Source organism: Ruegeria sp. AL7, assembly GCF_056536105.1.
Genome location: NZ_JBQFJF010000001.1, coordinates 2,347,517 through 2,365,983, shown reverse-complemented (window position 1 = coordinate 2,365,983; position 18,467 = coordinate 2,347,517). Strand labels below are relative to the sequence as shown.

General features: G+C 60.6%; 18 protein-coding genes. 10 read left to right on the top strand and 8 right to left on the bottom strand.

Translation table 11 applies throughout. The features are described 5' to 3' along the window. The first annotated feature begins 15 nt into the window (after nt 1-15). Complete coding sequence (locus ACR3E2_RS11945) at nt 16-699, top strand: DUF2306 domain-containing protein (RefSeq protein WP_480482835.1); 684 nt, start codon at nt 16-18, stop codon at nt 697-699. Here ACR3E2_RS11945 and ACR3E2_RS11940 read toward each other — a convergent pair. Genes ACR3E2_RS11940 through tmpA form a run of 3 tightly spaced genes read right to left on the bottom strand, consistent with a single transcriptional unit; the run spans nt 686 to nt 3,074 of the window. Beyond that, complete coding sequence (locus ACR3E2_RS11940) at nt 686-1,354, bottom strand: ureidoglycolate lyase (protein ID WP_480482837.1); 669 nt, start codon at nt 1,352-1,354, stop codon at nt 686-688. The genes ACR3E2_RS11945 and ACR3E2_RS11940 overlap by 14 nt on opposite strands. Beyond that, nucleotides 1,351-1,941 carry a (R)-1-hydroxy-2-trimethylaminoethylphosphonate oxygenase gene (gene tmpB, locus ACR3E2_RS11935; protein WP_480482839.1) on the bottom strand — a complete coding sequence of 197 codons (591 nt, stop codon included), beginning with the start codon at nt 1,939-1,941 and terminating at the stop codon, nt 1,351-1,353. Before tmpB ends, ACR3E2_RS11940 begins: the two co-directional genes overlap by 4 nt. Then, complete coding sequence (gene tmpA / locus ACR3E2_RS11930; protein WP_480482841.1) at nt 1,938-3,074, bottom strand: 2-trimethylaminoethylphosphonate dioxygenase; 1,137 nt, start codon at nt 3,072-3,074, stop codon at nt 1,938-1,940. Before tmpA ends, tmpB begins: the two co-directional genes overlap by 4 nt. A 99-nt stretch (nt 3,075-3,173) precedes the next feature. Between tmpA and ACR3E2_RS11925 the strand changes: the two genes are divergently transcribed. Beyond that, the gene (locus ACR3E2_RS11925) at nt 3,174-4,028 is read left to right on the top strand and encodes a LysR family transcriptional regulator (RefSeq protein WP_480482843.1); all 855 of its coding nucleotides are present in this window, start codon (nt 3,174-3,176) and stop codon (nt 4,026-4,028) included. A gap of 4 nt (nt 4,029-4,032) precedes the next feature. On the opposite strand, the gene ACR3E2_RS11920 is transcribed toward ACR3E2_RS11925, so the two are convergent. Continuing rightward, nucleotides 4,033-4,215, bottom strand: coding sequence for a DUF1674 domain-containing protein (locus tag ACR3E2_RS11920; RefSeq protein ID WP_480474237.1), 183 nt, complete (start codon nt 4,213-4,215; stop codon nt 4,033-4,035). Nucleotides 4,216-4,303: 88 nt separating this feature from the next. Here ACR3E2_RS11920 and ACR3E2_RS11915 point away from each other — a divergent pair, with 88 nt between their 5' ends. From ACR3E2_RS11915 to ACR3E2_RS11885, 7 genes are all read left to right on the top strand, one after another. Then, entirely contained in the window at nt 4,304-5,563 is a 1,260-nt protein-coding gene (locus ACR3E2_RS11915) for an RsmB/NOP family class I SAM-dependent RNA methyltransferase (protein ID WP_480482845.1), read from the top strand. 89 nt (nt 5,564-5,652) lie between these two features. Further along, nucleotides 5,653-7,392: a heparinase II/III family protein gene (locus ACR3E2_RS11910; protein ID WP_480482847.1), complete on the top strand. Its 1,740-nt coding sequence runs from the start codon at nt 5,653-5,655 to the stop codon at nt 7,390-7,392. A 22-nt stretch (nt 7,393-7,414) separates the two neighbouring features. Beyond that, nucleotides 7,415-9,004 carry a bifunctional phosphoribosylaminoimidazolecarboxamide formyltransferase/IMP cyclohydrolase gene (purH, locus tag ACR3E2_RS11905; protein ID WP_480482849.1) on the top strand — a complete coding sequence of 530 codons (1,590 nt, stop codon included), beginning with the start codon at nt 7,415-7,417 and terminating at the stop codon, nt 9,002-9,004. Continuing rightward, on the top strand, nt 9,004-9,480 hold the full coding sequence (gene lspA / locus ACR3E2_RS11900) for a signal peptidase II (RefSeq protein ID WP_480482851.1): 477 nt from the start codon (nt 9,004-9,006) through the stop codon (nt 9,478-9,480). Before purH ends, lspA begins: the two co-directional genes overlap by 1 nt. Nucleotides 9,481-9,530: 50 nt before the next feature. Continuing rightward, complete coding sequence (locus ACR3E2_RS11895; RefSeq protein WP_480482853.1) at nt 9,531-10,046, top strand: DUF3035 domain-containing protein; 516 nt, start codon at nt 9,531-9,533, stop codon at nt 10,044-10,046. Between the two features lie 82 nt (nt 10,047-10,128). Next, entirely contained in the window at nt 10,129-11,469 is a 1,341-nt protein-coding gene (locus ACR3E2_RS11890; protein ID WP_480482855.1) for a M16 family metallopeptidase, read from the top strand. Further along, nucleotides 11,466-12,776 (top strand): M16 family metallopeptidase, encoded by a 1,311-nt coding sequence (locus ACR3E2_RS11885; protein WP_480482857.1) that lies wholly within the window; start codon nt 11,466-11,468, stop codon nt 12,774-12,776. The genes ACR3E2_RS11890 and ACR3E2_RS11885 overlap by 4 nt, the downstream gene beginning before the upstream one ends. A gap of 22 nt (nt 12,777-12,798) precedes the next feature. Here ACR3E2_RS11885 and ACR3E2_RS11880 read toward each other — a convergent pair whose 3' ends face one another. Genes ACR3E2_RS11880 through deoC form a run of 4 tightly spaced genes read right to left on the bottom strand, consistent with a single transcriptional unit; the run spans nt 12,799 to nt 17,312 of the window. Beyond that, nucleotides 12,799-13,608: an SDR family oxidoreductase gene (locus ACR3E2_RS11880; protein WP_480482859.1), complete on the bottom strand. Its 810-nt coding sequence runs from the start codon at nt 13,606-13,608 to the stop codon at nt 12,799-12,801. 50 nt (nt 13,609-13,658) lie between these two features. Continuing rightward, complete coding sequence (locus ACR3E2_RS11875) at nt 13,659-13,874, bottom strand: hypothetical protein (protein WP_480482861.1); 216 nt, start codon at nt 13,872-13,874, stop codon at nt 13,659-13,661. A 58-nt stretch (nt 13,875-13,932) separates the two neighbouring features. Beyond that, on the bottom strand, nt 13,933-16,266 hold the full coding sequence (locus tag ACR3E2_RS11870; protein WP_480482863.1) for an aldehyde dehydrogenase family protein: 2,334 nt from the start codon (nt 16,264-16,266) through the stop codon (nt 13,933-13,935). Between the two features lie 47 nt (nt 16,267-16,313). Then, the gene (gene deoC / locus ACR3E2_RS11865) at nt 16,314-17,312 is read right to left on the bottom strand and encodes a deoxyribose-phosphate aldolase (RefSeq protein WP_480474226.1); all 999 of its coding nucleotides are present in this window, start codon (nt 17,310-17,312) and stop codon (nt 16,314-16,316) included. A 198-nt stretch (nt 17,313-17,510) separates the two neighbouring features. On the opposite strand from deoC, the gene ACR3E2_RS11860 reads away from it, so the two are divergent. Further along, nucleotides 17,511-18,464 carry a metal ABC transporter solute-binding protein, Zn/Mn family gene (locus ACR3E2_RS11860; protein ID WP_480482865.1) on the top strand — a complete coding sequence of 318 codons (954 nt, stop codon included), beginning with the start codon at nt 17,511-17,513 and terminating at the stop codon, nt 18,462-18,464. Nucleotides 18,465-18,467: the final 3 nt, after the last annotated feature.

Genomic DNA, 18,467 nt, shown 5'->3' with positions numbered 1-18,467 from the left:
GTTACACTCGGGCGTATGGGGAACCTGACATCACGTGTGATGACCGGATTGGTGCTGGTCCTGTTCTATCTGACCCTGCTGCCCTTCGTCGCGCAGGGGTTTGACATGATCGGCGTCGGGCTGTCTGAGAGCGCGGCACAGAAAAGCTACTTGTTTGCCTATGACCAGAGTGTCGCTAATGCGGCGATGATGTTGCATATCCTTGCCGGAACGGTGTTGGTGGCTCTTGTGCCGCTGCAGCTGCTGAAAGGGCTTCGGCTGAAATACAATCGGTTTCACCGCGGCTTGGGTGTGGCTCTGATTGCGTCGGCTTTGATCACCGGACTGGCAGGAATGACCTATATCCCCCTGCGGGGAACGATCGGTGGACCGATGATGTCTGCAGCGTTTTTCTTGTATGGGCTCTGCCTGTTCACTGCAGCTCTGATGGTGGCGCGCATGGCTATATTCGCGGATCGTGCTGGCCATTGGGCATGGGGTCTGCGTCTGTTCTGGCTGGCGCTGGGGTCGTGGCTCTACCGTGTGCATTATACGGTTTGGTATCTGTTGACCGGCGGGTTGGGGTCAGAGCCTGATTTCTCGGGCCCTTTCGATCAGGTTCAGAACTTCGCGTTCTTCGTACCATACCTGCTGGCTACGCAGATTTGGATCGCGCGTTGCCGATCTGCTCATCGGGGGGCTCTGATCACAAATCCCTGATCTTGTCGGCGCGCAGCGGGCAGGCGAGGTAGACGCCAAATTCCTGACCGATATCAGCGCTGACGCGGGCGTGCACCGCACCCTGCCGATCGAGGAACCGCTGGTTGTCTTCAACCGGGAATATCCCCTCGTGCCAGATACCGGGATGGATATACAGCCCGCGCGAACCGTCGCACCAGAACGCCACCACCTTTTCTGGTGTCAGGTTGTCGCCGGGCAACGCGGCAGGAATGATGAAGGGCTTGTTGTCGAGCGGCCAGAACATCTGCCCGCCATCCGGGTGGTAGTTCATGTGCCACAGCAGCACCTGATCGCGAGGCGCTGTTTGGCGGCTTGTCTGTGCCTGCTGCGGATCGGTGGACCAGCCGAGGACATAGTGGCCATTGACCGCTTCGTTCTCGCCATAAAGCACGTCGCCCTTCCACTCACCGCGAAAGGTGCCTTCGACCCAGCCGCCTTCGTCGCCGGTGCCTTCATCGATCGGCCGCCACCCCTGTTGTGGCCAGCGGGTGATCTCGATCTCGAACCCTTCGGGATCATCGATCAGACACCCATAGCCTTTGACCGAGGCGTCCGTCGCGCGGATCAGGGGAACCTCGTGCCAGGGCAGCGAGGGTTTGGTGCTGGCTTCAAAGATGTATTCCGGGGCGTTCATGCGGCCTCCATGTGTTTGTCGACCATACGCTGCACCATCGGCGCAAAATGTGCAAAGTCAGGGGTTTCCATGTCGGCGCGTTTCCCGGCCTCATCCAGATAGCGGACCTGGATAATCTCTTTCAGGTTCGGGTTGGCTTCGAACACGGCAACTTCTTCGGCGCTCATCGGACCACCTTGCAGTTCCAACGTGTGAACCGATGCGGCGGACAGGCGATTGAAATACTCGGGTTTGGTGGCACAAAGATACCGCTTGGCCGCCACGTGATAGCGGCAGCAATCGGTGATGACCGAAGGGAAGAACTGCTCCAGTACCTCGGCGCCCGCGTCCTCATGATGACGGTCTTCGGTGTCATCCGGGTGGTAGGTGCCGAACTCGGATGTGAAATGGCCGATGTCGTGCAGCAAGGCGCCCACGATAATTTCCTCGGGCATCCCGTTCTGCTCGGCAATGGTGGCGCCTTGCAGCATGTGCTGGGCCATGGTGACAGGCTCGCCCAGATATTCTTCACCGCCGCGGCGCGCAAAGATGTCACCGATGAAGGCAACGATATTGTCCCGGTTCAGTGTCGAGAAATCGGGTTTCATTCCGCCGCCTCCGGATGCGCCATCTCCATCGCCGCCAGTGTGGACAGCAACCCGTCCTTGTCGGCGTAACATCCCTGCAACCAGCGCGATCCGGCCCCGGAATAGCCAAGCCGCGCGTGCAGGACGCGGGTGTTGTCGACGATAAAGCTTTCCCCCGGTTCCAGTTTGAACGACACGCCCATCGCCGGATCGTCGATGATATCTCCCAGTTGGCGATAGGCGGCGTAATAAGCCTCCATCTTGTCAAACGGCACATCCACAAAGGGGGCGGAAGAGCGGTTGTTGAAGCGGATGCCGATCAACTCACCATCCGGCGACAACTCGATCATCGGGCGGCGCGACCGCAGGCAGACCCCGTCCGAGCCCTTGTATTCGAACCGCGCCGGATATCCGGTCAGCAGGGCAAAGCCTTCGGGGTTTGCGTCACGCAGTTTTTCGATGGCGCGGAAGCCATCAACAACAATGGACTCCCCGCCTTCAGCCGAGTTTTCCAGACAATAGAGGATTTGCAAGGTCGGCACCGGGTCGCGATAGGGGTTGTCGGTATGCGCCTGAAGGCCAAGCCCGGTATAGGCAAGGTTGGTCGGGTTCACCTCGGTCCGCACCTCGAAATAGGGGCCATAATTGGTTTCGCGGACATAGCCGAACAGGTCAGCGACCTTCAGCAACGATTCAGGCTCGGTCGGGCCGCCGGTCAGCTTGGCAAAGCCGAACTCGGCCACAGCGGCCAGCCAATTGCGCTTGGCCGCCGGGCTGGCATGGACCTCGTTCCAATCGCCGCTGGGCGCGGCGATGCCACATTCCCAGGTCGTGATGCCGGGGGCGATGCGACCCAGCGCAATGTCATGATCGCGGTCGTAGCTGTTTTCGGCCAACCAGTCCGCCGGGAAGGTAACGATATTGCCCTCAGGCTGGAACGTGACTTGCAGGTCGCCCGCGACCACCTCGGCTGAACTGACCGAGATGTCGGCAGGAATATCGCCGATGGTGATCAGGCGCTGACCGTTGCCCGGCGCTCGGGTATCAGCGTCCAGCGCGTTGTCGCGCAGCCAGATGGCGTGGAAACGGGCCTTGGCCCCGGTGTCAAACGCGACTGTAACAATCGAGGTGTCGTGGGTGGCGGTGCGCAGCATTGGGGGTCTCCTGTTCGGCGCGAGCTTTGGTTGAGCAGATACGCCGTTCGTGGCATTACGACAATTAATCCTTATTTCGGCTGAGGCTTGGAAAAACTAATGGCTAAAAATAAGACTGGATTACCGCCACTGGATTGGTTGCGTGTGTTCGAAGCCGCTGGGCGTCTGGGCGGGTTCTCGGCCGCTGCGAAAGAGTTCGGGTTGACGCAGGCCGCTGTCAGCCAAAGGATCGGCAATCTTGAGGCGTGGCTGGGCCGGTCCCTGTTTGTGCGCGAGGCGCGCGGCGTGTCGCTGACGGTCGAAGGCGAAAGCTATCTGCCGCTGGTGCAGGACAGCCTGCTGGCGTTGGAACGCAACACTGAGGATCTGTTTGGAAAATCGCCACGCGAACTCAGGGTCGCCGGGTTGTCATCAAACATTCACGCCCTTGTTTTGCCGGCCCTGCCTGTGTTCCGAAATCTGCGCCCCGAGGTTCGGGTGATGACCGACTCGGTTGCGCGCCGGTCGTCGCTGGATGAGGAACGCACCTGGCTGCAAATCCGCTATGGTCGCGGCGTGTGGGCCGGGCGCGACGCGGCATTGATCGCGCATGAGGTGCTGGTGCCGATGGCCGCGCCGGGCGTTGAATGGGGTGCCCCCCTGATCGATCTGCGCGGCGAGCGTCCTGGCTGGCGCGAGTGGAACCGGAAATACGGGCACGGGGACGTCGCGCCATCACATGTCAGTTTCGATTCGATGGAACATGCTGTTTCGGCGGCAAGGCGCGGAATGGGGATTGTGCTGGGCTCGGTTCCGCTGGCGTCCGGTGATCTAAAGGATGGCCGGTTGCGCAGGTTAGAGCTGCCAGAGCTGCAGACCAAGGACGGGTATTGGCTGACATGGCCCGAAGATCGGGCGCAGTCCAGAAAACAGCGCGCCCTGATCGATGATTTTCTGAAGGCGCTGCGCGGCTGAGGGCCTAGAAATCGATGGCGATGCCTTTCTTTTCCCAATCACCGTAACGGGCGGGGTCCAGCCCATCGCGCCCGCCCAGTTCCTTGGGCATTTCCCTGGCCTCGGCCCGGGCTTTTTGGCGGCGTTCTTCCGCTTCGGCCAGTGCGCGTTGGGCGGCGGGGGGCAGGTCTTTGCGGTCGTCACTCATGACATCGGGTTCCTTTCCGTGCATAGCCTTGATATACGCCCGCGTCCGCCAATGGCAATGCGGGCACAGGTCACATGAAGGCGGTATCATGACAAACAGCGCGACAGCAGCACGGCGCAGCGCAATCTATCTGTTGGATCAGGTTCTGGGCGAAGGCCGCCTGTTGTCTGAATGCCTGGCCGCGGGCGCTTTGGATCGGTTGGGGCCAGAGGATCGCGCGCGCGCGCAGCGGTTGGCGTCGGAAACCCTGCGCGGGCTGGAGCGCGCCGACCGTCTGCTGGACAACCACCTGAACCGAACACCCGCCCTGACCGTACACAACGCGCTGCGGCTGGGCGCGGTCGAGCTGTGCAACGGGGAAGCTGCGCATGGGGTGGTGAACTCCATGGTTGAAATCATCAGCCGCTCGCGCAAGCACGGGCGTCTGAAAGGCTTGGTGAATGCCGTTTTGCGCAAGGTCGCGTCCGAGGGTCCCGAAGCATGGCCGAAAATGCGTGTCCCGCGTCTGCCGGAGTGGTTGCGAGACCCGCTGATCGCGGCGTGGGGTGCCGAAGCGGTGGCCGGAATGGAACAGGCGCATTTCGCGGGCGCACCACTGGACCTTACCCTGAAGCCGGGGGCGGAAAGCCCTTCGGGCGAAAAGCTGCCTACCGGGTCTGTGCGTATTCTGGATGCGGGTCAGGTCTCGGCCTTGCCGGGATACAAGGCTGGGGATTGGTGGGTGCAGGACGCGGCAGCCGCGCTGCCGGTACGTGTTCTGACACCGAAGGCGGGTGAAAAGGTGTTGGACCTTTGCGCGGCACCGGGCGGTAAAACCATGCAACTGGCTGCGGCGGGCTCGGATGTGACGGCGCTGGATGTATCCGCGGCGCGCACGGAACGCGTGCGCGAAAACCTAGAACGAACCGGATTGACGGCAGAAGTCATCGTGGGTGACGCGCTGGACCATCAGGGTCGGTACGACGCGATTTTGCTGGACGCGCCCTGCTCGGCCACGGGTACGATCCGCAGGCATCCTGACTTGCCCTTTGCCAAGGATGGCTCGGAATTTGGCGGATTGATCGAATTGCAGACGCAGATGCTGGCCCACGCATGGACGCTGCTGAAACCTGGCGGGCGGCTGGTCTATTGCACCTGTTCGCTTTTGCCGGATGAGGGCGAGGTTCAGATCGAAGACGCGCTGGGCATGTATCCGGACATGCGTGTTGATCGCGAGGCACTGAAGCTCTCCGGCATCGAAGACAGCTGGATCACCGAGGAAGGCGGCCTGCGTCTACGGCCCAACTACTGGCCCGATCGCGGGGGTATGGACGGGTTCTATATCGCCTGCCTGAACAAATCCGCCTGAGTGCACGCTTTTCGATGACTTGACGATCGGCGCGGTCTATCGTTGGGTCTCAAGCGCCAGCAGAGCGCAAGGGGCAGAGTAACACGCGCATGTCAAATTCGGACACCATGGCCAGTCGGTGGATGCGGTTGCAGAACCGTTTCTACGCGCGTCTCAGCCAACGGCAAAAGGCCGCCACGGGGTTTGTTGCGCAGCCTCAGCCGCGCACCGTTGGTTCGTTTGCGCGCGGGCGGCAGCTGGTTGCGGGGAATCTCTTGTTCGCCGGCTATTTGGTCGAGGCAGACGATACAGCGTTGTGGGATGTCATTGCCCCCAGCGCTGGCTTTGACGAGGAACGCCATGGTTTTGCATGGCTGGATGATCTGGCCGCTGTCGGTGATATGCGCGCACGAGAAAAAGCGCAGCGCTGGGTCTGGGGCTGGATCGAGGCGCATGGCCGCGGGCAGGGCCCCGGCTGGGTACCTGACCTGACCGGGCGGCGGGTGATGCGCTGGATCAACCATGCGCTTTTTCTGCTGCGCGGGGCAGATGAAAAGCAAAGCAAACTGTTCTTTCGATCTTTGGCGCAGCAAACATGGTTCCTGTCCAAACGCTGGCAGGCCGCGACGCCCGGGTTGCCGCGTTTCGAGGCGCTGGCCGGTCTTGTGCAAGCCGGATTGGCGCTGGAGGGGTTGGAGCAGATGGCCGATCCGGCCCTGCGGGCTTTGGCTGGCGAGTGTGACCGGCAGGTGGACGCACAGGGCGGTATTCCAACACGCAACCCGGAAGAGCTGCTTGAAGTGTTCATGCTGCTCAGCTGGACGTCGGCGGCGCTCAGCGACCTTGGACGCGGCACACCCGTTGCGCAGGCCAATGCGATCAAGCGGATCGCACCGACCTTGCGCAGTCTGCGCCATGCGGATGGCGTGCTGGCGCGGTTTCACGGTGGCGGGCGCGGGGTCGAAGGGCGGCTGGAACAGGCGCTTGCGCAAAGTGGCGTCAAGCACAAGGCGGCGACCGAATTGCCAATGGGCTATGCCTGCCTGTCCGCAGCGCGCACCACAGTGATCGTGGATGCCAGCGCGCCGCCGTCCGGAGCGGCTTCATTCAACGCGCACGCATCCACGCTGGCGTTCGAGCTGACCTCCGGGCGGCGCCCTTTGATCGTGAATTGTGGATCGGGGGCCAGTTTTGGGCTGGATTGGCGCCGTGCCGGGCGTGCGACCCCATCTCACTCAACCCTGTGTCTGGACGGGTTCTCGAGCGCGCGGTTGGCCAACCCGTTGCCGGGCCGCGAAAGTCAGGCGCTGGTCGATGCGCCGCGGGACGTTCCGGTCGATTTTGAAGATGCGTTCGAAGGCATCCGTTTCATGGCTGGGCATGACGGATATGTCAAAGTCTTCGGGCTGACCCACGCGCGCACATTCGAATTGCGCTTTGACGGGCGTGAGCTGACGGTCGAGGATATTCTGCTGACCGCAACCGACAAGGCCAAGCGTCAGTTCGACAGGGCGATGGACGCCTCGGGCCTCAGGGGCGTTGGCTATGACATCCGTTTTCATCTGCATCCTGACGTTGATGCTGCGCTGGATCTGGGCGGGGCGGCAGTGTCGATGGCGCTCAAAAGCGGCGAGATCTGGGTTTTCCGCCATGATGGTGTGGGAAAATTATCTGTCGAACCAAGTGTTTACCTTGAAAAAGGACGTTTAAAGCCACGCGCGACAAAACAGATCGTTCTATCTGGCCGCGCAATGGAGTATGCGACGCGCATCCGGTGGACGCTGAGCAAGGCGCAGGATACAGCCTATGCCGTGCGCGATACGCACCGGGACGAGCCCAAGTTTGACTGACGCCAAAAGGACCTTTGGACCCATGACCGACCTTCACCCCGTGCGCCGCGCGTTGCTTTCCGTTTCCGACAAGACCGGGCTGATCGAGCTGGGCAAGGCGCTGTCCGAGCGCGGGATCGAACTGTTGTCGACCGGCGGCACAGCCAAGGCGCTGCGCGATGCAGGGCTTGAGGTTCGCGATGTCAGCGAAATCACCGGCTTCCCCGAGATGATGGATGGCCGGGTCAAAACGCTGCACCCGATGGTGCATGGCGGGTTGCTGGCGCTGCGTGACAATGACACCCATGTTGCGGCGATGGAGGAACATGGCATCGGCGCCATCGACCTGCTGGTCGTAAACCTCTACCCCTTCGAGGCAACCGTCGCCAAGGGCGCGGGCTATGACGAATGTATCGAGAATATCGACATCGGCGGCCCGGCGATGATCCGCGCGGCCTCAAAAAACCATACCTTTGTGAACGTGGTGGTGGATGTCGAGGATTATTCCTCCTTGCTGGATCAGCTGGAAGAAAACTATGGCAAGACATCCTATGGCTTCCGCCAGTGGCTGGCGCAAAAGGCCTATGCCCGAACAGCGGCCTATGACGCCGCCGTGTCGAACTGGATGGCCGATGCGCTGCAACTGGACGCCCCAACGCGCCGCGCATTTGCTGGCGAGTTGAAGCAGACCCTGCGGTATGGTGAAAACAGCCACCAGCAGGCAGCGTTCTACACGGACGGCACCAACCGCCCCGGCGTCGCCACCGCCGTACAGCATCAGGGCAAGGAACTGAGCTATAACAACATCAACGACACGGACGCGGCCTTTGAGCTGGTGGCCGAGTTTGATCCGGCGAAAGGCGCGGCTTGCGCCATCATCAAACACGCCAACCCTTGCGGTGTAGCCACAGGTTCAACCCTTCTTGAGGCGTACAAGGCGGCATTTGACTGCGACCGCACCTCGGCTTTTGGTGGCATTGTTGCGCTGAACCAGCCGCTGGATGAAGAAACAGCGCAAGAGATTACGGGCATCTTCACCGAGGTTGTAATCGCCCCCGGTGCCTCGGACGAGGCCAAGGCGATTTTTGCCGCCAAGAAAAACCTGCGCCTGCTTACGACCGAGGCGCTGCCGGATGTAACCGAAGGTGGCAAAACCGTCCGTCAGGTGGCCGGCGGGCTGTTGGTGCAGGACAAGGATAACGGCTTTGTCGGCATGGACGACCTCAAGGTCGTGACCAAGAAAGCCCCGACCGACGCGCAGATGCGTGACCTGTTGTTCGCGTGGAAAGTGGCCAAGCACGTCAAATCCAACGCCATCGTCTACGTCAAGGATGGCGCGACCGTGGGTGTTGGCGCGGGGCAGATGAGCCGAGTGGATTCGGCCCTGATCGCGGCCAAGAAAGCCGAACGTATGGCCGAAACGCTGGGCTTGCCGCAACCGCTGACCATCGGTTCCGCCGTGGCATCGGATGCGTTTTTCCCCTTCCCCGACGGGTTGATGGAAGCCGCCGAAGCGGGCGCGACCTGCGTCATTCAGCCGGGAGGGTCCATGCGCGACGATGAAGTGATCGCCGCAGCGGATGAGGCTGGTCTGGCGATGGTCTTCACCGGTATGCGTCATTTCCGTCACTGATGCGGTCACGCCTGCTTCTCTGGGCGGCCTTGGCCGCCTTCGCGATCGACCAGATCAGCAAATATCTGGTCGTTCACGTCCTGCGCGTGGCTGAACGGCCCGACGGTATCGATGTTCTGCCACCGCTGCTGGTGTTCAAATACGGCGAGAATCGGGGCATCAATTTCGGCCTGTTTCAGGGCGACTCTGAGGCTGCGCGCTGGTTTTTGATCGGTGTGTCCGTGGTGATCTGCATCGGTGTGCTTGTCTGGCTTGGTCGTTCGACGCGTTCGAAATACATGTTGTTCTGTGGCGGCCTGCTGATCGGCGGAGCGCTTGGGAATGTGGTCGACCGGCTTCTTTATGGGTTTGTTCTGGATTTCCTGAACATGTCCTGCTGTGGCATCAACAACCCGTTTGTGTTCAACTTGGCGGATGTGTTCATATTCGCCGGAGCGCTGGGGCTGGTTTTGTTTGACGGCAAAAAGCCCTCGTGACGCGCGGAATGATATGCGATAAAAGCGCCTGAAACAGGCTGGAGACACCAATGCGGATGCCGCGCGCCATATTTGTTCTGACAGTTGCCGCTGCGGTTGCGGCATGTTCGAATCCCGGACTGCGGGATCTGGCGCCTCCGGGACAGGGTCCGGATGAGTTTTCGGTATTGCCGGTCAAGCCGCTGACCCAGCCTCAGGATTACGCGTTCCTGCCGGCACCGACGCCGGGTGGTGGAAATCTGACAGACCCGACCCCTCAGGCCGATGCGGTGATCGCGCTGGGCGGTAATGCCGCCGCCCTGAACCCCAATGCCGGTGTGCCGTCGTCGGATGCAGCGCTTGTGACGGCGTCCAGCCGTTATGGCGTGCCAGCCGATGCACGGCAAGTGGTCGAAGCCGAGGATGCCGCGTTCCGCAAACGCCGGGGCCGCTGGACCGGTCTGCGCCTGTTCCCCGTCGACCGCTATAATCAGGTCTACGAACGCCAGTCGATCGATCCGTATTCGGAAACCGATGCCGCCCGCCGGGCCGGGGTCGAAACCCCGACCTCGCCCCCGAATGAATAATTCTTAACTTTCCGTCATCGGGCTTGAACCCGGGCCGCACCACCGTAGTTTGAATACTATAAAACGAAACGGAGGATGCCCCATGGTTCGGGCCCTGGCCTTGTCGGCTGCCCTGATCGCCACCACCCCGGCTTTTGCCGGGGGCGGGAAAGAAGCGGTCACCACATTCACTTTGGACAACGGCATGAATGTCGTCGTGGTCGAAGACCATCGCGCGCCTGTCGTGCAGCACATGGTCTGGTACCGCGCCGGATCGGCGGATGAGCCGATCGGATCGTCGGGTGTCGCGCATTTTCTTGAACACCTGTTGTTCAAGGGCACAGATACTTTGGCGCCAGGTGAGTTCTCGGCTACCGTCGCGGCCAATGGCGGCAACGATAACGCGTTCACCTCGTATGATTACACTGCCTATTTCCAGCGCGTCGCCGCCGACCGGCTTGAGTTGATGATGCGCATGGAATCGGACCGTATGCGGAACATACGCCTGAGCGATGAGGATATCGTGACCGAGCGCGATGTGATCCTTGAGGAACGCAACCAGCGCACCGAAAACAACCCGCGCGCCCTGTTCGGCGAACAGATGAGCGCGGCACAATACCTCAATCACCGTTATGGCGTGCCGATCATCGGCTGGAAGCACGAGATGGAAGAACTGGAACTGGAAGACGCACTGTCTTTCTACCAGACCCACTATGCGCCCAATAACGCCATTCTGGTTGTCACCGGAGACGTTGACCCCGCCGAGGTCCGCACTCTGGCCGATCAGTATTACGGTGTGATCCCGGCCAATGCGGATTTGCCGGAACGGGTCCGGTCGCAGGAGCCCCCGCAAACCGCCGAACGCCGTCTGACTTTCAAGGACCCTCGCGTGGCGCAGCCCTATGTCCAGCGCAGTTACCTGGCGCCCGAACGCGATCCGGGCGATCAGGAAAAGGCGGCAGCCCTGTTTCTGTTGGCGGAACTGCTGGGGGGCAGCACGACCTCTTACCTGAACGAAAAGCTGCAATTCGATCAGAAAATGGCTGTTTATACTGGGGCGTTCTATCGTGACGTCTCGCTGGATGACACAACATTCGATCTGCTGGTGGTTCCCGCCGAAGGGGTTTCCCTGCAAGAGGCCGAAGATGCCATGGACCAGGCCGTGGCCGATTTCATTGCCGAAGGTGTAGACGAGGACGATCTGAACCGCATCAAGATGCAGTTGCGGGCTGCGCAGACCTATGCGCGCGACAATGTGGACGGGATCGGCAACCGCTATGGGCGCGCCCTGACCAGCGGCCTGACAATACAGGACGTGCAGGCATGGCCTGATATTCTTCAGGCTGTGACCGGCGACGAAATCATCGCCGCCGCCCGCGATGTTCTGCAACCCGAGGCGTCGGTCACCGGCTGGCTGATGCGCGATGATGAGGTGACGCAATGAAACGGTTTCTCGCAACGCTGATTGCCTGTCTGGTTGCTCTGCCTGCCTTGGCCGAGATCGAGATTGAAGAAGTGACCTCGCCCGGCGGGATCACCGCATGGCTGGTCGAGGATCACTCGATCCCTTTCACCGCGCTCGAGCTGCGCTTTCGTGGCGGTACGTCGCTGGACGACCCGGACAAGCGCGGCGCCGTCTATCTGATGAGCGGGCTGATCGAGGAAGGGTCCGGCGAAATGGACGCGCGGACCTATGCGCGCGAGCTTGAGGCGCTGGCCGCATCGTTCCGCTATAACGCCGGTGACGACACGGTTTCGATTTCCGCACGTTTTCTGACCGAAAACCGGGATGAGGTTGCCGACCTGCTGCGTGAGACGATTCACGAACCACGCTTTGATCAGGACGCGGTTGACCGTGTGCGCGCACAAATCCTGTCCGGGCTGCGATCAGATCAAACCGACCCGAACGAGATTGCAGGCCGCAACTTTGCCCAGATGGCCTATGGCGATCACCCTTATGGTTCCGAAGGCAAGGGCACGATCGAAAGCGTCTCGGCGCTGACACGGGATGATGTGGTAACGGCGTATGAAAGCGTTTTTGCCAAGGATCGTCTTTATGTGGGGGCCGTCGGCGATATCACGGCCGAAGAACTGGGCGCATTGCTTGACACATTGCTCGCCGACCTGCCGGAAACGGGCAAGCCCATCCCGGGCAAGGCCAACGTGACCATCCCCGGCGGGATCAGTGTTGTCGAGTTTGACACCCCGCAATCCGTGGCGCTGTTTGGCCATGCCGGAATAGATCGGGACGATCCTGATTTCTTTGCCGCCTATATCCTGAACCACATCCTGGGCGGTGGCGGGTTCGAAAGCCGTCTGATGCAGGAGGTGCGCGAAAAGCGTGGCCTGACCTATGGGGTTGGAACCTATCTTGTGCCCAAGGATCTGGCCTCGGTTTACCTGGGGTCGGTGTCATCGGCCAATGACCGCATTGCCGAGGCGATAGAGGTTATTCGCAACGAATGGGCGCATGCTGCCACCGAAGGGGTGACGCAGAAGGAACTGGACGATGCCAAGACCTATCTGACTGGCGCTTATCCGCTGCGCTTTGATGGCAACGGGCAGATTGCCGGGATCATGGTGGGGATGCAGATGGAAGGATTGCCCATCGATTATATCGCCACCCGCAATGACAAGGTGAACGCGGTCACACTGGAAGACGTGAACCGCGTTGCATCCGAACTGTTGGACCCGGACGGCCTGCATTTCACTGTTGTTGGAAAGCCGGTTGGGCTGGAAACTACCAACTGAACTGCAAGGGGTGAGTTGCGGCTCACCCCTTTTTCATACTCCGCAGCATATCGCCCATCATCTGGCCGAACTTGCCCGATCCGCGCTGATAAAGTGCCCCATCCACGGCCAGAACCGTGCCGCTGATATAGCTGGCCAGATCCGAGCTGAGGAACAGGCAGGCGTTGGCCACGTCCTGCGGCTGGCCCCAGCGGCCCAACGGCACGTCGCGGCGCAGTTCTTCGTGGGCGTTTTTGGTGGGCGCAAGGCGTTTCGCACCCTCGGTGCCTTCGATGAACCCCGGCACAACCGAATTCACCCTGATCCCTTCGACACCCCATTCCATCGACAGCGTGCGGGTGATCTGATCCACCCCCGCCTTGGCGGCGCAAACATGCGACTGGCCTTCGTACGGCAGGTAGGACTGCGGGGCCGAGATATTGATGATGCTGGCACCGGGGCGTTTGAGGAACGGATACGCCCCCTTCATCACGTGGATCGTGCCCATCAGGTCGATATCGATCACGGTCTTGAACGCGTTGACCGACATCTCGGACGCCAGCGCCGGGAAGTTGCCCGCCGCGCCCGAGATCAGCACATCGAATTCACCGAATGCGTCATGGAATTGTTTCAGGCCCGCCGCCACCGCCTCAGGGTCGCGCACGTCAAAGGCCGCTCCAATGGCGTCTGTCGCGCCCGCGGCCTTCAGTGCAGCGACGGTGTCATCCACTTTCTCCTGCGACCGGCTGGCGACGGCCAGTTTGGCCCCCGAGGCCGCAAAAGCCTCGGCAATGCCCCGATTGATGCCGCTGGTGCCGCCAATGACGACGACGGTTTGTCCTGAAAAATCCATGCGAGGTACCTTTGTTGCGGAATGGCGCCGTTACTTCGTTTGCGAAGTCGTCAGAGGGAAATCAGCCTTTTTGCTTCCTTCAAGGCAATGCCAAGGTCATCAAACTTACTTCTGTAGGTCGATTCGACTTTGATTTCGTATGTTACCTCTTCCTCGGCATCGTATCTTCGTGCGAACTCCTGAAGAGTGTAAAGACCATCTTCTCCGCTCACGACTTCGAGAATTCGGGAACCACATTCGGAGTAAACTCTTTGGTTGTCATTCATGACGCAACGACCTCATATGAAACAACAGCCAAACAATTTACTCCTTAGGGTGAGAGCCCTACTCGCCGTAGGGCACCCAGATGTTTTTTATTTCGGTTGCAGCCTGAAGGAAGCGGCGGGAATGGTCCATGCTCCAGTCAAATGCCGTCGCGTTATTGACCCAGGTCCGCTTCAGGTTCCCGGCTGAAACGACCTCGATCTCTTTCGACAGGTCGGTGGACGAAAACGACCAGACCGCGTCGACATTCAGATGCGAGGCCAGCGGTTTCGCCAGTTCCGCATGGCTGCCCGTCAGGATGTTGACCACACCGGCAGGGACGTCCGAAGTCTCAAGGATCTGGTAGAAATCCGTCGCCGCCAGCGGGTAGGGCTCAGAAGCCACCAGAACCGTCCGGTTGCCCATCGCAATCGCAGGCGCCATGGCCGAGACCAGACCCAGCAGCGGTGCCTCATCCGCGCAAAGCGCACCGATCACGCCAACGGGTTCCTTCATGGCGATGGCCACGCCCCGGATCGGAACACCATGGACCTGGCCGTCATACTTATCGGCCCAGGCGGCGGCAGTGAACAGGCGTTGGATCGAAGCCTCGACTTCTTTCGCGCCGTCTTTCCTGCCGGTCATGGCGTCGATCCGCGCCGCGAATTCACCGGCACGGGCCGAGAGGTTTTCGCCGATGTAATAGAGGATCTGGGCCCGCAGATGGCCGGTGGTTCTGGACCAGCTTTTGGCACCTGCCGCAGCCTCGACCGCGTTGCGCACGTCCTTGCGGTTGGCAAGACCCACATGGCCCAGCAGGCCGGACTTGCCCCAAACCGGTTTCGAATAACCACCATCGGGCCGCGCCTGCTTGCCGCCGACATACAACTTGGCAGTGCGGTCAATCGGGTCGACCGGTGCCCCTTCGCCCATGGCTGCCTCGACCTTTGCCAGCGGCTTGGCCTTACCCTTGGGTCTGGTATAGGCGGTCAGCCCTTCCCAACCACCTTCGCGGCCAAAGCCGCTTTCGCGGACCCCACCGAACCCGGCAGCGGCGTCAAACAGATTGGTGGCATTCACCCAGACGACGCCCGCAACCAGCTTGGGCGCGATATCCAGCGCAAGGTTCACATTCTCGGTCCAGACAGTCGCCGCCAGACCGTACCGGGTGTTGTTGGCCAGCTCGACGGCCTCTTCCGGTGTGCGGAAAGTCGAAGACACCAGCACCGGACCAAAGATCTCTTCCTGCATCAACGGGTCCGAGGTCTCGAGCCCCGAGATCAGTGTCGGCGGGTAGTAGCAGCCGTTTGCGGGAAGATCGCAGGCAGCTTGATGCACATGGCCCGCTGTGTTGCTTTCGACCATTCCTTTGATGGTCTGCAACTGAACCGGGTCCACAACCGCGCCCACGTCGATACATTTGTCCAGCGGATTGCCGACGCGCAGCGTGTCCATCCGGGCGCGCAGCTTGTCGTGGAAACGGTCGGCGATGCCTTCCTGCACCAGCAGGCGCGAACCTGCACAGCAGACCTGACCCTGATTGAACCAGATCGCATCCACCAGCCCTTCGATGGCCGAGTCGATATCGGCGTCATCAAAGACGATGTACGCGGATTTGCCGCCCAACTCCAACGTCAGTTCCTTACCAGATCCGGCAGTGGCCTCACGGATGCGGCGGCCCACAACAGTCGAGCCGGTAAAGGCAATCTTGTCCACGTCCGAGGCCACGATCATCTCGCCCACGGCACCGTCTCCGGTGACGATGTTGACGACACCTTTCGGCAGACCGGCCTGTGTGCAGATATCGGCAAATAACAGCGCCGTCAGCGAGGTATATTCAGCGGGTTTCATAACCACCGTATTTCCCATTGCCAGCGCAGGCGCGATCTTCCACGCCAACATCAGCAGGGGGAAGTTCCACGGAATGATCTGACCGCACACACCCAACGCTTCAGCGTCGGGCAGCTCGCTTTCCATCAGCTGCGCCATACCGGCGTGGTAATAGAAATGCCGCTGCGCCAGCGGAATATCGATGTCACGCGATTCCCGGATCGGTTTGCCGTTGTCGAGGCTTTCCAGCACCGCAAACAGACGCGAATGCTTTTGCAGCAGTCGCGCAATTGCATACAGATACCGCGCACGGCCCGCGCCGCCCAGTTTCTCCCATTTCGGCTGAGCCTTGCGCGCGGCGGCAACAGCGGCGTCCACGTCGGCCTGCTTGGCCTGCGTCAGCTTGGCCAGAACCTCCCCGGTCGCCGGGTTGCGGCTGTCAAACCCTTTGCCCGGCTTGGTGAAAGCACCATCGATATAGTGTCCGAACTTGTCGCCCTGATCGACCAGCCAGGCCAGTGCCTCGGCGGCGCTTTCGGGGGCGGGGCCGTATTCCATGGTCTCAAAAATCTCTTTGACTGTCATGACTTCATCTTTTCCCAAATACTCACTGTCCAGACATACCCACGGGCTCAGCCCATCGAGTGTCTGTAACCAGCCGAGTAAGCCCCGGTGACATAGTGTTCCAACTGCCGCTCGATATCGCCCAGCAACGATGAGGCGCCAAAGCGGAACAGATCCGGTTCCAGCCAGCGGTCACCCAGCTCGTCCTTGATCAGCGACAGATAAACCAGCGCGTCCTTGGCTTTCGAAATACCACCTGCAGGCTTGTAGCCGACCCGATATCCGGTGCGGTCATAGTAATCGCGGATCGCGCGGATCATCACCAGCGACACGGGCAGGGTGGCGTTGACGCTTTCCTTGCCGGTCGAGGTCTTGATGAAATCCGCCCCGGCCATCATGCACACCAGCGAGGCGCGCGCAACATTGCGCAGGCTACCCAATTCTCCGGTCGCAAGAATGGCTTTGACATGGGCATCGCCACAAGCCACGCGGAACGCCTTCATCTCATCATACAGGGCCTGCCAGTCCCCCGACAGCACGTGACGGCGCGAGATTACGATGTCGATTTCCTCGGCCCCGGCCTTCACGCTTTCCTCGATCTCGGCCACGCGCAGATGGAACGGGGACAGGCCGGCGGGAAAGCCGGTGGACACGGCAGCGACCGGAATGCCAGTGCCTTTCAGGGCGTCCACGGCGGTTTCGATCATGTCGTGATAGACACAAACCGCCCCGGTCGTGATCGGCGGCATGTCCAGCGCCTGAAGGACTGAAGGCGCAACCGGCTGACGGGCCTTTGCACACAGGCGGCGCACACGGCCCACCGTATCATCGCCCGACAGCGTGGTTAGGTCGATCATCGTGATGGCTTTCAGCAGCCACGCAGCCTGATATTCCTTCTTGACCGAACGGCGGCCCGGCAATGTGGCCGCACGGCGTTCAATCGCGGAAGTATTGGCCTGAACGGCGCGCACCCAGTCCAGATCCAGTTCCATTCCGGGGTTCCGGGGTTCGGTCACTTGCGGCAGATGCGCGGTGCGCACGGGGCTTTCTGAGCTCTGCGTATCCATGGTTACGTCCTTTGGGAGGTTTGCGACAAAATCGCACGGGTGGCCCGGGAATGGAAGGTGTTCCGGCGCAATGATCGAATATTTTTGACCATTTGGACAAATAACAGAGGTTTTCTTGCGAATAATTCTCATTAGCGTTGACTTAGTTGCGAATGGTTCTCATATTTGATCCAACACGTATCCAAATCGAGGTTGGAAATGATTCGTCGGCATTGCCTTGCATTTTTGGCTCTGGCCCTTTCGGTGCCAGCTATGGCGTTTGCCGGTGCACCGCTGAAAGTGGTGGCCACGACGGGCATGATTGCAGATGCAGCGCGTCAGGTCGGCGGTGATCTGGTTGAGGTCAGAGGGCTTATGGGCCCCGGCGTTGATCCCCATGCCTATCGCCAGACGCGCAGCGATATCGTGGCGATGACTCGGACAGATCTGGTTCTGTGGCACGGCCTGTATCTCGAAGCGCAAATGGAAGACTTCTTTCATGATCTCGAGCGGAAACGGACCGTCATTGCGGTTGCAGAGGGCGTAGATAAGTCCATGCTGCGTGCGCATGATGATTATGCCGACAAGTATGATCCGCATGTCTGGATGACACCCGCGCTGTGGCGCGAGGTTGTTCTGGAAGTGCAGCGTGCGCTGACGGAGGTACGCCCCGAAGCAGCAGAGGTTTTTGCCGCGAACGCACAAGCCCATCTGGCGGACATAGATCGTCTGACGGCCTATGCCGAGGAAACCCTGTCTTCGGTACCGGATCACAACAAGGTTCTGGTCACCGCCCACGACGCCTTTGGCTATTTCGGTGAAAGTTTCGGGTTCGAGGTTCTGGGCATTCAGGGCATCTCGACCCAATCCGAGGCGGGCCTGAACCGGATCGGAGAGTTGGTTGACCTGTTGGTTGATCGCCGGATCACGGCGGTCTTCGTCGAAAGCTCGGTTTCTGACCGGTCGATCCGCGCGCTGATCGAAGGGGCCGAAGCCAAAGGGCACGAGGTGAAGGTCGGGGGCGAGTTGTTCTCGGACGCTATGGGCGAGGATGGCACCTATGAAGGCACTTATATCGGGATGCTGGATCACAATATCACCGTCATCGCAGGCGCATTGGGCGGAGAAGTTCCCGATCGCGGCATGAACGGCAAACTGTCAGCAGGGTTCTGAGAG

Bases quoted from the DNA above. Each gene is read 5' to 3' on its own strand.
- ACR3E2_RS11910 (WP_480482847.1), top strand. From the start codon at position 5,653: ATGTCAAATTCGGACACCATGGCCAGTCGGTGGATGCGGTTGCAGAAC.
- ACR3E2_RS11885 (WP_480482857.1), top strand. From the start codon at position 11,466: ATGAAACGGTTTCTCGCAACGCTGATTGCCTGTCTGGTTGCTCTGCCT.
- deoC (WP_480474226.1), bottom strand. From the start codon at position 17,312: ATGGATACGCAGAGCTCAGAAAGCCCCGTGCGCACCGCGCATCTGCCG.
- ACR3E2_RS11945 (WP_480482835.1), top strand. From the start codon at position 16: ATGGGGAACCTGACATCACGTGTGATGACCGGATTGGTGCTGGTCCTG.
- tmpB (WP_480482839.1), bottom strand. From the start codon at position 1,941: ATGAAACCCGATTTCTCGACACTGAACCGGGACAATATCGTTGCCTTC.
- ACR3E2_RS11925 (WP_480482843.1), top strand. From the start codon at position 3,174: ATGGCTAAAAATAAGACTGGATTACCGCCACTGGATTGGTTGCGTGTG.
- ACR3E2_RS11880 (WP_480482859.1), bottom strand. From the start codon at position 13,608: ATGGATTTTTCAGGACAAACCGTCGTCGTCATTGGCGGCACCAGCGGC.
- ACR3E2_RS11890 (WP_480482855.1), top strand. From the start codon at position 10,129: ATGGTTCGGGCCCTGGCCTTGTCGGCTGCCCTGATCGCCACCACCCCG.
- purH (WP_480482849.1), top strand. From the start codon at position 7,415: ATGACCGACCTTCACCCCGTGCGCCGCGCGTTGCTTTCCGTTTCCGAC.
- lspA (WP_480482851.1), top strand. From the start codon at position 9,004: ATGCGGTCACGCCTGCTTCTCTGGGCGGCCTTGGCCGCCTTCGCGATC.
- ACR3E2_RS11895 (WP_480482853.1), top strand. From the start codon at position 9,531: ATGCGGATGCCGCGCGCCATATTTGTTCTGACAGTTGCCGCTGCGGTT.
- ACR3E2_RS11940 (WP_480482837.1), bottom strand. From the start codon at position 1,354: ATGAACGCCCCGGAATACATCTTTGAAGCCAGCACCAAACCCTCGCTG.
- ACR3E2_RS11875 (WP_480482861.1), bottom strand. From the start codon at position 13,874: ATGAATGACAACCAAAGAGTTTACTCCGAATGTGGTTCCCGAATTCTC.
- tmpA (WP_480482841.1), bottom strand. From the start codon at position 3,074: ATGCTGCGCACCGCCACCCACGACACCTCGATTGTTACAGTCGCGTTT.
- ACR3E2_RS11915 (WP_480482845.1), top strand. From the start codon at position 4,304: ATGACAAACAGCGCGACAGCAGCACGGCGCAGCGCAATCTATCTGTTG.
- ACR3E2_RS11920 (WP_480474237.1), bottom strand. From the start codon at position 4,215: ATGAGTGACGACCGCAAAGACCTGCCCCCCGCCGCCCAACGCGCACTG.
- ACR3E2_RS11870 (WP_480482863.1), bottom strand. From the start codon at position 16,266: ATGACAGTCAAAGAGATTTTTGAGACCATGGAATACGGCCCCGCCCCC.
- ACR3E2_RS11860 (WP_480482865.1), top strand. From the start codon at position 17,511: ATGATTCGTCGGCATTGCCTTGCATTTTTGGCTCTGGCCCTTTCGGTG.